Annotated in this window: 14 protein-coding genes and 1 pseudogene; 9 read left to right on the top strand and 6 right to left on the bottom strand. The window is 59.3% G+C overall.

What is annotated here, in order from left to right; all coding sequences use genetic code 11:
• Positions 1 to 57: 57 nt before the first annotated feature.
• The 5 genes from EGT36_RS27550 to EGT36_RS27530 form a co-directional block, all read right to left on the bottom strand.
• Positions 58 to 423: an SPW repeat protein gene (locus EGT36_RS27550; protein ID WP_125271535.1), complete on the bottom strand. Its 366-nt coding sequence runs from the start codon at positions 421 to 423 to the stop codon at positions 58 to 60.
• A gap of 32 nt (positions 424 to 455) precedes the next feature.
• A complete protein-coding gene (gene rpoZ, locus EGT36_RS27545; protein ID WP_125271534.1) occupies positions 456 to 779 on the bottom strand; it encodes a DNA-directed RNA polymerase subunit omega in 324 nt (107 codons plus the stop codon).
• A 9-nt stretch (positions 780 to 788) separates the two neighbouring features.
• Entirely contained in the window at positions 789 to 1541 is a 753-nt protein-coding gene (locus tag EGT36_RS27540; RefSeq protein WP_125271533.1) for an NADH dehydrogenase ubiquinone Fe-S protein 4, read from the bottom strand.
• A 71-nt stretch (positions 1542 to 1612) separates the two neighbouring features.
• Positions 1613 to 2116, bottom strand: coding sequence for an Hsp20/alpha crystallin family protein (locus EGT36_RS27535; protein WP_125271532.1), 504 nt, complete (start codon positions 2114 to 2116; stop codon positions 1613 to 1615).
• A 98-nt stretch (positions 2117 to 2214) separates the two neighbouring features.
• A complete protein-coding gene (locus tag EGT36_RS27530; RefSeq protein ID WP_125271531.1) occupies positions 2215 to 2676 on the bottom strand; it encodes an Hsp20 family protein in 462 nt (153 codons plus the stop codon).
• Between the two features lie 237 nt (positions 2677 to 2913).
• On the opposite strand from EGT36_RS27530, the gene EGT36_RS27525 reads away from it, so the two are divergent.
• From EGT36_RS27525 to EGT36_RS30685, 7 genes and pseudogenes are all read left to right on the top strand, one after another.
• Positions 2914 to 3132: a hypothetical protein gene (locus EGT36_RS27525; protein WP_125271530.1), complete on the top strand. Its 219-nt coding sequence runs from the start codon at positions 2914 to 2916 to the stop codon at positions 3130 to 3132.
• Between the two features lie 255 nt (positions 3133 to 3387).
• A complete protein-coding gene (locus EGT36_RS27520) occupies positions 3388 to 3687 on the top strand; it encodes a DUF982 domain-containing protein (protein WP_125271529.1) in 300 nt (99 codons plus the stop codon).
• 82 nt (positions 3688 to 3769) lie between these two features.
• On the top strand, positions 3770 to 3991 hold the full coding sequence (locus EGT36_RS31210; protein ID WP_125271528.1) for a hypothetical protein: 222 nt from the start codon (positions 3770 to 3772) through the stop codon (positions 3989 to 3991).
• A 623-nt stretch (positions 3992 to 4614) separates the two neighbouring features.
• The gene (locus EGT36_RS31205; protein WP_286084356.1) at positions 4615 to 4920 is read left to right on the top strand and encodes a hypothetical protein; all 306 of its coding nucleotides are present in this window, start codon (positions 4615 to 4617) and stop codon (positions 4918 to 4920) included.
• A 351-nt stretch (positions 4921 to 5271) separates the two neighbouring features.
• Positions 5272 to 5592 carry an MFS transporter gene (locus EGT36_RS27505; RefSeq protein ID WP_353505588.1) on the top strand — a complete coding sequence of 107 codons (321 nt, stop codon included), beginning with the start codon at positions 5272 to 5274 and terminating at the stop codon, positions 5590 to 5592.
• Positions 5565 to 5750: pseudogene (locus EGT36_RS31420) on the top strand (DDE-type integrase/transposase/recombinase); the annotation flags it as partial. The gene EGT36_RS27505 and the pseudogene EGT36_RS31420, both read left to right, overlap by 28 nt.
• Positions 5710 to 6045 carry an integrase core domain-containing protein gene (locus EGT36_RS30685; RefSeq protein ID WP_353505587.1) on the top strand — a complete coding sequence of 112 codons (336 nt, stop codon included), beginning with the start codon at positions 5710 to 5712 and terminating at the stop codon, positions 6043 to 6045. The pseudogene EGT36_RS31420 and the gene EGT36_RS30685, both read left to right, overlap by 41 nt.
• Positions 6046 to 6605: 560 nt before the next feature.
• On the opposite strand, the gene EGT36_RS27490 is transcribed toward EGT36_RS30685, so the two are convergent.
• On the bottom strand, positions 6606 to 7541 hold the full coding sequence (locus EGT36_RS27490) for a zinc metalloprotease HtpX (protein ID WP_125271526.1): 936 nt from the start codon (positions 7539 to 7541) through the stop codon (positions 6606 to 6608).
• A gap of 187 nt (positions 7542 to 7728) precedes the next feature.
• On the opposite strand from EGT36_RS27490, the gene ftsH reads away from it, so the two are divergent.
• Both ftsH and EGT36_RS27480 read left to right on the top strand, forming a co-directional pair.
• Positions 7729 to 9561, top strand: coding sequence for an ATP-dependent zinc metalloprotease FtsH (gene ftsH / locus EGT36_RS27485; protein ID WP_125271525.1), 1833 nt, complete (start codon positions 7729 to 7731; stop codon positions 9559 to 9561).
• Positions 9562 to 9613: 52 nt separating this feature from the next.
• Entirely contained in the window at positions 9614 to 12394 is a 2781-nt protein-coding gene (locus EGT36_RS27480; RefSeq protein WP_125271524.1) for an ATP-dependent Clp protease ATP-binding subunit, read from the top strand.
• Positions 12395 to 13034: the final 640 nt, after the last annotated feature.

Genomic DNA, 13034 nt, shown 5'->3' with positions numbered 1-13034 from the left:
CGCACGAAGGACGTGAAAAAGAAGCGGGTCCGAACATCCGGACCCGCTTCCAATCGATCAGGCGGTCGAGAGCGGGTGGTTATGGCTGAACCAGATGTTGCCAGCGGCAAGCACCGCGACAACAAGACCGGCTACGATATGGACCCCCGTTGCGGTCGTCACGGCCGAGAAGCCGAGAACCCATGGCGCCACTACGGTCCAAATGCCGAGCGCCAGGTTGCCCCATTCCTCCGCCTCATAGAAGGCATAGAGCGCCGCAGCGGCGATCACGGCGATGGCCGCACCGACGATCCAGGCGTTCCAGGCGGCATAGGTCTCAGTGGCGAAGCCAAGGAACCAGGGCGAGACCAGAAGGCCAAGACCGGCAACGATATTGACGATATCGAAAGCCGTCCGGCAATTCGAATTTAGGGACTTCAGCATCGTTCATTTCTCCTTATCGGTTGGTTGCGTCATCAGTGAACCGTCTCCTGTGCAGAGGAGCGGGGTGCGGCGGCAGCGCTTGCCGCGCCGTCGCCACGAAGCTCGGTTGCTGTTGGATCGGAAGCCGTCAGACGTGCCGGTGACGTCAAGGCGGGCAGGAATGGCGCCAGTTCGTCTCGACTGAATGCGCCCTTGGCGACCTCACGCAGCGCAAGATCTTGGACGCCAGAATCCGGCAGATCGACCCTCGCCTCTGCACCGCGGTTAAGGGCACGGGCGCGGGCGGCTGCGACTATTGTCAGCACAAACCTGTTGGGTACAATCTCCTGGCAATCGAAAACGACATGTGGGTCCATGGACGCACCTCATGCAGCTTTCCAATTAGCAGTCGTAAGATCCTGTGTGCTCTCGACGTCTCGTTCGAGCGCAAGCAGGGCCTGCTCGACCTCGTTAAGGCGCGACGGACGCCTGTTCTCCGGCATGCCTTCGTTGGTCGCCTGGTCGATCAGGTATTCCGTCCAAGCCCAGTTCATCAGGATCGAGCGCTTCGCCACGAGCGATAGCGCCGGATCGCGAACGACGTCCATCGGTGCGGACCAGTTGGCTGGGCCGGAGGCATCGTTACGATTTGCCGCGCCATCCATGGCCTGTCCGTAACTTTCCTGTAGTCGAGCAAGACCCAGCCGCTCCAATGTCGCATCGGAGAAAACATGGGATGACTGGTTCGTCCGGTGGCGAATTGTATGTTTTCCCGCAGACGCGACTCTGCTCGGCAAACGCTGCACGACATAGGGCAAGCCCTGCCTCTGCGCATAGCGGATGGCGGATCGCAGCGTCGGAAATTCCAACTCTACCTGCGTCAACGGATCGGTGCTGCCGGTATAGCCCATTAAAGGCTCAATGAATGGGGCTTTGCGGCGCTCGAACACAAGCCGCCATCCTTTCGTCCGCGCTTTACCCGATGTTGTCACCGATCGTGACGGCTTGAAGATCCGCGCGACCGCGTCGTGGGGAAACAGCGAGCGTCCGAAGGCAAGGCTGCGCCGATTGTCGTTCGTGGCGCGGACCGTGGCATCCGGGGTTTTGAGTCCTGGTTTCGTGTCTCTTGCAGTCTCCATCCTTTATCCCTCCCTGTTGGCGGAGGATACTGGCGGCCGCCATTGGGCCGGCCGCCAGGTGGGTTACTCGATTAGCTCTTGATGGCGATGCGCTTGACCTGCGACTGCGCCTTCTCCGTCTTCGGCAAGGTCACGGTCAGCACGCCGTTCTTGAAGCGGGCATCGACCTGATCATCCTTCACCTCGACGCCGACCGGGATGCGGCGCTCGAAGCGGCCGTAATAACGCTCGGTGAACTGGCGATCCTTGTCTTCGTTTTCTGAGCGCTTCTCGCCCTTCAGCGTCAGCACCCCGTCGTTGAGCAGAACTTCGATGTCCTTCTCTTCAAGGCCAGGCACCTCGGCGGTCACCTTTATTTCCTTGTCGGTATCGGAGATCTCTACACTCGGCCAGCCGGCACCGACAGAACCGCTCCCGAAGGCGGGCAGGCCGGAGCCAAAGCTGCGGAAGACGTCGTCGAACAGGCGATTAACCTCGCGATGTAGCGACAGGAAGGGATCCCGGTCGTCGTCGCGCAGGGCAGTGGGCACCTGATTATTGTTACGGCCCCAGGGAATCAGATCACGAACACTCATGGTTTTCTCCTTTCTGTTGGTTCGATTGGCAAAGCTTCTCTAGAGGCACCGGACGATATGCCCGGCGCTGTGTTTGCCGACTGTGCTGTCGTTGGAGCTTATGCCGCCTGCTTGTCGGCCGGGATCTGCTTCGTCTCGACCTTCGGCAGAGCCATGTCGGTCGAAATCGCGATCTGGCGCGGTTTCATCGCTTCAGGGATTTCGCGCTTGAGATCGATAGTCAGCAGACCGTTGACGAGATCGGCGTGATCGGCGAGTTCGAACCGGCGCTGGAACGACCGGCCGGCGATGCCACGATGCAGATATTGAACATCGTCGGCATTTGCCTTCTGGCCCGACACGAAGAGCATGTTTTGCTCTTGGGTAATCGTCAACTCCTCCTGCGAGAAGCCTGCCACTGCCATGGCAATGCGGTACTCGTCCTCACCGGACTTGACGATGTCGTAAGGCGGCCAGTTGTCGATCGTTTCGACACGGCTTGCAGCCTCGATGGCGTTCAACATTCGGTCGAAACCGATGCTCGACCGGAACAGTGGAGAGAAGTCGATAGTGGTTCTCATAGCCACATCCTCCTTTTGAAGCAACATGGGTACAAGTTTCTATTCCCGTCAGCGATGGCATTCATCGTCCGAGGGGCCAGACCCCTATGGGCGTCCGGCCACTGCGATTTAAGTTTGGCAATTTGCCTGTTCAAGAGGTTGTCGACCGTAATGTGACACTTTTTTCTGTGACCGCGCCGCCTATCTTATAGCGAGATGGATGATCGGGATAGCACCCGAAATACAGGAGGTAACTAAATGACGCTGGATGAAATTACTTCTGTCCTCGGTCCGGTAGACTCCAGTCTTGTTGCGGAAATCAACCGAACCGGTGCGTCAGCGGCCGAACTCGCCGAAGCGTGGGCCTGGTGTAATGCTGACGAAGCGTTGGTCAACGAGGGACGATCGTTGCCGTCAGGAAAAGTCGCAGAGCTTGTTGGAATACTAGAAGTGGCAGAATTGACCGAGGATACTTAAGGCGGGAAGGGCGCCGGAAGTGGATAATCTTTCCTTCGCGATCAGCGCTCGCTTCTTAACTGCGCTACGAGGTTTTTATTCGGCGCCCTTGAATCCGGGGATCTCAAAACCAAATCAGTGGCCGCCAGCTGCTGAAGACAGGGCTGGTCTTGGTGCGAATTAAAGAGCAGTGGCAACTTGATTCGCATTACGCTCGAGCACGCCATCGTTGTTATGGCGCCGATTAATATTCCGGGTTGAGGAAGGAGAGAGTGAATGAAACCCGATATGTTCAAGCAGCCCGTTTCAATTCTTGTCGGCCTAGGCTTTCCGACGCAAGTTCTCGGTGTGCTGGACGCCTATAAAATTCTCGTTGAATGGCCTGTTTCGTCAAGGGACGCAGCGCACTCGGTCGCGCTAAAGGCGTGTAGAGCCGCGTTGCGCGGTGAAATTGAAGCAGAGACAGCGCGCGCCCTGTTCACCGGCTTTGCTGAGAAACACGACCTTCTTGCTCCCGAAATTGACGCCGTCGCTGTATCTCGCATTCGGCGTGACAAAGATCCGCACGTGAGTTGAGACGGAGCGGATGCCCCCGCCGGCCGGCATCGGAGTATGATGCCTGTCCAGCGCCATGATGGCGCTCACGAAGGAAAGGCAGATGACACAGGTCCAAATCCTTGCGATCGACCTCGCGAAGCGCAGCTTCCAAGTCTGTGGAACGGATTGCGGCGGGGCGGCTCTATTCAACCGGATGCTTTCGCGTGCTCGATTGCAGCAGCTTTTGAGTGAGCAGTCGCCTTGCATCGTCGCGATGGAGGCCGTGCTACCAGTCATTTCTGGGGCCGCTTTGCTCAACGCTGTGGCAATAATGTATGGGTGATTCCGCCGGTCTACGTGAAGCCGTTTGTTAAACGTCACAAGAGCGACGCAGCCGATGCAGCAGCGATGGCGGAGGCTGCACAGCGACCGAACATGCATTACGTCGAGGTTAAAAGGCTAAGCATCAGGCGCGTGCGGTGGCGTTTCGAACGCTCCAGTGCTTCGTGCCCCAGCGCATTCTTTCATCAATGCATTGCTCGGGGACCGCAGCGAATTCGGGATTATCGTTGCTCAAGGACCAGCCAATCTCATGGCTGTAGTGGGCATTTTTGGCCCATGAGACCAATGACCTCCCTGCCGGAGTGTGAGAGATTGGTCAGCTTTACCTCGACCCAGATCAGGCTGCTACCCGAGAAGATCGACGGGCTGATTCTGAAGCTTCGAGACGCAACCAAGGCAATGAAGATATGCGTCGACTTTGAACCGCTTCCGATGTGGGACCCGTGACCGCCCGCGCGATCCTCTCATTCGCGCTAGATCTTTGCGCATTTAAGAGCGGCCGGAATTTCGCTACTTGGCTTGGCCGTGTGCCCAAGGTAGCACTCCACGGGAGGCAAGACCCGACTGGGTGTTGTCAGCAAGATGGGGCAAATCGATATCCGAAAGCTACTCATCGTCGGAGCCATGAGCCTGATCCACTGGATCGTGCTCAAGCCGGACAACTGGTTGGGAAGCATTCTGGGCAGAAAGCCTCGAATAGTGGCTGCTGTCGCGCTCGCCAATAAGATGGCGCGCATCATTCGGGCAATGAGGACTAGGGCGCAGAATTCAGAATGGCGTGATCCGCTGCCTTTCTCGAAAGGCAATGCGGCTATGCCTAGGGCCAAAGCCTTGGCAGAAAGATCGACTGACGGAGCTGCGGTGTGGAAAGGATTTCAATGTTCAGAATGGGGCAAACCAGTCCCGGCGCTCAAGCACAAAGCTCTGTGAACCGATGTGGCCACTGTTCTTCGAACTGCATCCCGGTCTGTGCCTGATAGGGCCACATCGAGAGGCCTGACACACGACCGATAGATTCCTTGTTCGCGGACAGCTGTCAAAAAAATCTTCTTGCCAAACCGGGGGCCACACACCGGTTTGGCGGAGTTTCCTGGATGCCCGGGTTCATGCAAGCGGTTTTCGGACATTTCCGGCATGTGATCGGGTGCGCGCATGCGTCAGGCCTTGCGCACGACATGAGACGCAGGGGCTAGCCGTCATGGAGATAAGCGGATCAGGCGCAAATCTACTTAACGAGCTTTCCACTCTTAGAGCCTCGGTGCATTTCTTGATCCCGATCATCTGGCGGATCGCATCGGCGGCACACGCGTCGCACTTGTCTCGCTGGCGATCGAAGCGTACGGACAATATCTTCTTTGGCTCGCGCCGGGACCTTACGCGGCGCTTGCAGGCGCATTGCTGACCGGTCTTGGCTGTTCAATGGTATTTCCGGCCATCAGCACCGAGGTCGTGAAACGGGTGCCGCCGCAACTGCGCGGCACAGCGATCGGTGGATTCGCCGCGTTTCAGGATCTCGCTTATGGCGCGACCGCTCCGGTGGTGGGGGTATCCCGTCACGGCCTGACATGGTCTGAGTGGCCGACTTCACATACATCCGCATAGTAGTCGGCTATTGCTATCTCGCCTTCATTCTCGACGCTTGCAGCCGGAAAGTCGTCGGCTATGGCCTGTCAAAACGCCCGGATACGCCGCTGGCATTGGCAGCGTCTCGTTCGGCCCTTGAGAACAGAAAGCCTCCACCCGGCTGCATCCACCACACGGACCGCGGATGCCCAATACGCGAGTGGGACCTATCGACGAGCGCTCGATGCCGCCGGTCTGCAGGGTTCCATGAGCGCCGTCGGCAACCCTTATCACAATGCTCAGGCAGAGGGCTTCAGGAAGACCCTGAAAGTCGAGGACGTCTACATCGCCGGCTACGAAACATTCGCAGATGTGACAGAACGCTTGCCCAGATTCGTTGAGGAGATCTACAATGCCAAGCGGCTGCACTCGGCCCTTGGCTACATGTCGCCAGCAGAATTTGAAACCCAACTCGCCCAGCAGGCGGCTTAGTTTGAAGCGCCTCGCTGGTCCAGCCCGAAGGCTTCACTCCAACGCCGGGTCAGTTCCGCGCGGAAACCAACAGCCTTGCACTCAAAGGAGAGCGTCAGGACATTCTCCTTCGCCGAAATACAGATGTTAGCCTGGTTGACGCCAGAGAAGTACTGCAGTGATTGCGATTTCCTCGCAGTCCTGCCGAACATTCACGGCCGGAAAAACGGGTTGCGTCACGCGAGCTGGAGTGCTCCTGTCAACATCGCACTTTCGAGCACATCGGCGCAAACCGATCGCTGCGATGTGTGTAGGTGGGATAGAGTATGTATCGCCTTCGTCGGCGTGGCGTTGTCGCCACGCCACTGAACGCCTGTGGAGAACGGACATGCTTCAAGGTTCCCCATCTCGGAAGCGTTCTGGAGCGCCTAAGTCTGCCTTGCGTTGCCGTCGGGTGAACGTCAGGCGGTCGGCTGTATCAGCTGAACCTATCGCGTGTCCGAGAAACCCCAACTAGACGTTTCGCTGCGGATAAATTGTCGGTCATTCGAAACATCAATACCTCGATTCAAAAAATGTTCTCATCGATAAACGCCCCAGGGCCCGAACCGCGGCGTGGAGACACGCACATCCCGCGGTGCGTTCAGTGGACCGGGCGGTGAGATCGGTCGGCGCGGGCCGGAAAGTGAGCGTAGCCGCCGGACTCGATCCGCAGTGGGCGGGTGAGTTCGCAGTAGCGAAGGTTCGGGGATGCGGCGTCCAGGAAGGAACATCTCTTCCCAGGCGCGCCCAACGCGGCGTTCAAGCTTGAGCAGGGCTGAAGCCAGGCCATCGGGATCGCCGGTCAGTTCAGCCCCGCCCCGATCTGCATCGTACTCTCGAGCCCGCGACAGTGCGAGCTGAAGAAGGGCCATAATGGTGGGTGAAAACATCAGCACGAGCGGTACCTGCCAAGGCACATAAGCAGCACCGGCCAGGATGAGTGGCAAATTCAGCAGCAGGATTAGTTGCCCAACCCAGGACGCGAGCGACACCGCGCGCGACATCGCATCGGCCAAACCCATGATCCAGAGATCGCGGTTCGCAATGTGAGCAATTTCGTGCGCCAGGACACCGGCGAGTTCGCGGTGGTCCATCAATCGCAAAAGACCATCACTGACGCAGACGGCGCTTTCATCCGGAGAGCCCACAGCGAAGGCGTTCGGCATCTGGCTCGGAATGTAGTAGAGTTCCGGCACACGCGGCAGTCCGGCGCGGCGTGCAAGTTCAGCCAGTATAGCGATTCCGTGCGGAAACTCCCGCCCGCTGAGCCTGCGTGCACCATAGGCGTTCAGTAACAGGCGTTTCGGGATGCCGGGTGCCATCAGCAGTCCCAGCAAGGATACGATGACGATCGCAATCGCCAAGCCCTCTCCAGCAATCGCTGAAACGATGAACCAGGCGATGACCGCCATACCCGCCAAAAGCAGGATGGATTGGAGCAGGTTCAGGAATTGATGGCGTGGCGTCGCAGTCATAACGGCTACAAATTTCACTCGCGGCTAACGGGAAGTGACACGCCTCAAGATGTAAGAATTTTGGGCGACTTTGCTAGTCTCGTTCTTCATTTCTGAGCCCTCTTGAACTCGGATCAGGCAATACCAATCTTGCAACTCGCGATAAATCAACAACATCTCTGTGAGGCGGCGCCGAGGAGGGAAAAGGATGGAGAAAAGAACTCAATACAACATCTGGTACTGGGTCGTGGCTTTCGTGGCAGTGCTTTTCTTTCAAGCCGTTATAGCTGATTGGCACTCTGTCGCGCCAATCAGCTATAGCCAGTTCGAAAGCTATCTGGAACAGGGCAAAGTCGCGTCAGTCGCTGTCGGCCAGGACACAATCGCCGGCAGGTTTACTGCACCTGTGGACGGAAAGAGCCAGTTCGTCACGACCATCGTTGATCCCCAGATTCTTGATCGTATTGACAAATCGGGAGTGGAGATAACCGGTGTGCCACAGAATACCTTGCTGGGCACGCTGATCTCCTGGGTGGCCCCCGCACTGGTGTTTTTCGCGGTCTGGATGCTGCTGTTTCGTCGCTTTGCCGACAAGCAGGGCTTTGGCGGTTTCCTGCAGGTCGGCAAGAGCAAGGCCAAGGTGTATATGGAGAAGGAAACCGGCGTCAGTTTTGCCGATGTGGCCGGCGTCGACGAAGCCAAGGCCGAGCTGGAGGAAGTGGTCGACTTTCTGAAGGCGCCTGAAGAGTACGGGAAGCTCGGTGCGCGCATCCCGAAGGGCATCCTGCTTGTCGGCCCGCCCGGCACCGGTAAGACGCTTCTGGCGCGGGCCGTAGCAGGTGAAGCGGGCGTAACCTTTTTTTCCATCTCTGGCTCGGAATTTGTCGAAATGTTCGTGGGCGTCGGTGCCGCCCGGGTACGCGACTTATTTGAACAAGCCCGCAAGAACGCACCGGCGATCATCTTTATCGACGAACTCGACGCGCTCGGCCGCGCCCGCGCCTCCGGTCAGATGGCCGGCGGGCATGACGAGCGCGAGCAAACGTTGAACCAGCTTCTCACTGAGCTGGACGGGTTCGACCCGTCGTCGGGGATCGTGCTGCTGGCGGCCACCAACCGGCCGGAAATCCTGGACCCCGCGCTGCTGCGTGCGGGCCGCTTCGACCGGCAGGTGCTGGTGGACAAGCCCGACAAGAAGGGCCGCATCCAAATCCTTGGCGTGCACATGAAGAAGGTGACGCTCGCCCCCGATGTGGCCGCCGAGAAGTTGGCTGCGCTGACGCCTGGGTTTTCAGGCGCGGATCTGGCCAACCTAGTCAATGAGGCTGCACTTCTGGCTACACGCCGCAAGGCTGATGCCGTGACCATGGACGATTTCAACAACGCGGTGGAGCGGATCGTGGCGGGTCTGGAAAAACGCAACCGTGTGCTGAACACACGCGAACGGGAAATCGTCGCGCATCATGAAATGGGGCATGCGCTGGTCGCAATGGCGCTCATCGGGAGCGATCCCGTGCACAAGGTCTCGATCATCCCCCGCGGGATCGGCGCGCTCGGTTATACCATCCAGCGCCCGACTGAAGACCGCTTTCTGATGACCCGCGAGGAGCTGGAAAATAAGATTGCCGTTCTTCTGGGCGGGCGCGCGGCCGAGAAGGTCATCTACGATCACCTCTCGACTGGTGCCGCGGATGACCTGGTGAAGGCGACCGACATTGCCCGTGCCATGGTCGCGCGTTACGGCATGGACCCCGATCTGGGCCATGTCAGCTACGACAACGAGCGGCCCGGCTTCCTTGGCATGGGTGATCAATCCGCCTGGCTCAACCGCCGCCACAGCGAGGCAACGGCCGAGCAGATAGATGTAGCTGTCAAGGCAATCATCGATGACATCTTCGCGCGTACGGTCGCGCTTCTTGAGGCGAACCGGGCGCTGCTGGAGGAAACGTCGCGCGATCTGCTCGACCGCGAGACGCTGAACGAGCCCGACCTTCGGGCCATCGCAGAACAGGTCCGCGCTAAGAAGGGAGAAGCGGCCTGAAAACATAGTTCCAGCCCGGATTGTTCGACTGGGAACCTGACGGAGGTAGAAAATGGCAAATGGTATCTGTGATATCTGCAAATCCCGACCTGCCAGCTTTCGTGCGCAGGTCTCTGCAAACGGTGAACGCAAGGTGATGGAGCTTTGCGACGAGGACTACCGCAGGATCGCCCGACGGCAGGGCCGCAGCGCATCGCCGTTGGAATCCCTATTCAGTGGGCGCTCGCTCTTCGATGAATTCTTCGGCGATAGCGGTGGCCTTTTCGACCGCTTGGGCGAGGATCAGGGGCAAGCCGTCCCGATCCGCCAGGTGGGACGCGGCGCGCGGCGCGGCGGCATCAATATTGCCGACCGCTTGAGCGAACAGGCTAACAAGCTTTTGCAACAGGCGGGCCAGAAAGCGCACGAATTCGGCCGCAACGAGGTCGATACGGAACACCTTCTGCTGGCGCTGACCGGCTCCGACGTTGTCCGCACGGTGTTGGGGCAGGTCAAGATCGACGTCGACGATCTACGCCGCCAAATCGAGCGCGAGGCGAAGAAGGGCGACGTCGCTCACGAGGATCGCGAGATCGGGGTCAGCCCGCGGGTCAAAGATGCGCTGAACCGCGCTTTCATAGCCTCAAACGAGTTGGGCCATTCCTATGTCGGCCCCGAACACCTGCTGATCGGCCTTGCCGAGGAGGGTGAGGGCGTGGCGTCGAGCATCCTGAACCGGCTGGGCCTTACGCCGCAGGCGCTACGCCAACAGGTGACGAAGGCCGTCGGTCAGGGGGCCGAGGAAGGCCGCGTCGAGACCCCGTCGAGCACTCCCGATCTCGATGAATATAGCCGCGATCTGACGAAGTTGGCGCGCGAGGGCAAGCTTGACCCGGTGATCGGTCGGGCGCGAGAGATCGAGACGACGATCGAGGTTCTGGCGCGTCGCAAGAAGAACAATCCGGTTCTGATCGGCGAACCCGGCGTCGGCAAGACTGCAATCATCGAGGGACTGGCGCAGCGCATCGTGGCGGGGGAAGTGCCCGAGGCGCTACGCGACAAGCGGCTGGTCGAGCTCAATATCAACTCGATGGTCGCCGGGTCCAAGTATCGCGGCGAGTTCGAGGAGCGAGTCCAGAAGATCCTGAAAGAGATCGAGGCCAACAAGGCCGACATGATCCTGTTCATTGACGAGATCCACACCATCGTCGGAGCTGGGCAGGGCGGCGGCGAAGGTGGGCTGGACATCGCCAATACGTTCAAGCCGGCACTGGCTCGTGGCGAGTTGAATCTGATCGGTGCGACCACGTTGAACGAGTACCAGAAGTATATCGAGAAGGACGCCGCGCTGGAGCGCCGCTTCCAGCCGGTATATGTGGACGAGCCGACGGTGGCACAGACGATCATGATTCTGCGCGGCCTTCGCGACACGCTGGAAAGCCACCACAAGGTGACGATTACCGACGAGGCCATCGTCGCAGCAGCCGAGCTTTCCGACCGCTACGTCACCGGCCGTTTCATGCCCGACAAGGCCATCGACCTGATAGACCAGGCCGCCGCCCGGGTGAAGATCAGCGCCACCGCGCGACCCGTCGACGTGCAGGAACTGGAAGCTGAGGTCGCTCAGATCAGGCGCGAACAGGACTACGCCGCCGGTCGCAAACAATTCGATCGCGCTGGAGAGTTAAAGAAGGAACTGGAGGCGAAACAGGCCGAACTCGACGAATTGACGGCGACCTGGAAGCGAGACCGGGCCTCTGCCACGGCCGAGGTGCGCGCCGACCACGTGGCGCAGATCGTCTCTAAATTGACCGGCGTGCCTGTGAGTGAACTGACCACGGAAGAGCGCGAAAAACTCCTGAATCTAGAGGACAAGTTGCATCAGCGTGTAATCGGCCAGGAAGAGGCCATTCATGCCGTTGCCGATGCCGTGCGACTGGCGCGCGCCGGACTGCGCGAGGGCTCCGGCCCGACCGCAACCTTCCTGTTCCTCGGCCCGACCGGCGTAGGCAAGACCGAGTTAGCCAAGACCTTGGCCGAGACGATCTTCGGTGATCAGGACTCAATGATCCGCATCGACATGTCCGAATATGGCGAACGTCACGCGGTCGCGCGGCTGATTGGCGCCCCGCCGGGCTATGTCGGCTACGACGAGGGCGGGCAGTTGACGGAACGGGTCCGGCGTCGACCATATTCTGTCGTGCTGCTCGACGAGATCGAGAAGGCGCATTCGGATGTCTATAACATTTTGCTCCAGGTATTCGATGAAGGCCGCCTGACCGATGGCAAGGGTCGCGTGGTGGATTTCACCAACACCATCATTATTGCCACGTCTAACCTCGGCTCTGACATCATCCAGCGCAACCTACGTAAGCGCGGAACCAAGGAGTTCGACGAGGCTGGCCAAAAGGCCGAACTGATGGACGTTCTGCGCGTTCATTTCCGACCCGAGTTCATTAACCGAATCGACGAGATCATCGTCTTCCATTCGCTGAATCAGTCGGAAATTCGGCAGATCGTCGAGCTGCAACTGGCCCGTGTCGCTCGCACGGCGATGACCCAAGGGGTCGAACTCGACTACGATAAAAGCGTTGCGGAGCATTTCGGAGCGGTGGGCTTCCGACCGGAATTCGGAGCCCGCGAATTGCGACGGCTAATCCGGTCGCAACTTGAAACCGAGCTCGCCCGCGAGATGCTTTCGGGCCGGATCGAGGACGGCGACAAGGTACGCGTCAGCTGGATCGTGGATGATCGGAAGATCGTGTTCGAAAAGCTGGAGAGCGCAGGAGAGACCGGAGCCCCCGACAAGCCCGGCGATCGCGATGGCAAAGAGGTTGAGCCTGCCGCCGAATGATCGCTCTCGCACCGGCGGCGTTGACGCCGCCGGTGCTTCAACCCGAAAGAGGTGAAACCATTATGAAAGGACACAACAGCGCCCCGTTTCGACCGAAAATCCTCGGAACTGCCCTGACACTTTCCAACCTGTTGACCGCATTAATCTACAGGCCAGGTCGCTCGTCCCACACCTCCAGTTAGCCGGGGGCAATACTGGATACTCGGGTTTGACTCGGCTCGAGCGCCGGCCATCGAGATTCTTATGGGCTGGGCCGCAACCGACCAGCCCTATAGTCCCATCCGCTTGACATCCCTGATCTCGACAGTGCCCTCGCGGAGCAAAACGGCTGGCAGTTTATAGTGCACACAGAGCCGGTCAAACGTCGGCTCGTGCCACCGGAAATTCTAGTGGGAGAAAGTGCCAAACAGCAACGGTACCGATGGATGCTCTTGGCGCCCACCGCATAGTGACTGGCCACCGATCGAGTTCCGGGCACCGGCTTCACCGACGCATCGGCGCCGCCAGCGTTCGGGATCTCGCTGCGGAGCTCGCGAACGCTACAGATCCGGCAGTGAAGCGAGCACTGAGTCCTTCCCCGCGTCCGACCCAACGGCGTGGATCGGGGCAACTGTCTATAGAAGCTGGCAGCGGTGCGCTT

Source organism: Agrobacterium sp. FDAARGOS_525, from assembly GCF_003938925.1.
Lineage (GTDB): Bacteria > Pseudomonadota > Alphaproteobacteria > Rhizobiales > Rhizobiaceae > Agrobacterium > Agrobacterium pusense.
The sequence above is the reverse complement of the archived record's forward strand: the minus strand, read 5'-3'. Positions and strand labels throughout refer to the sequence as shown.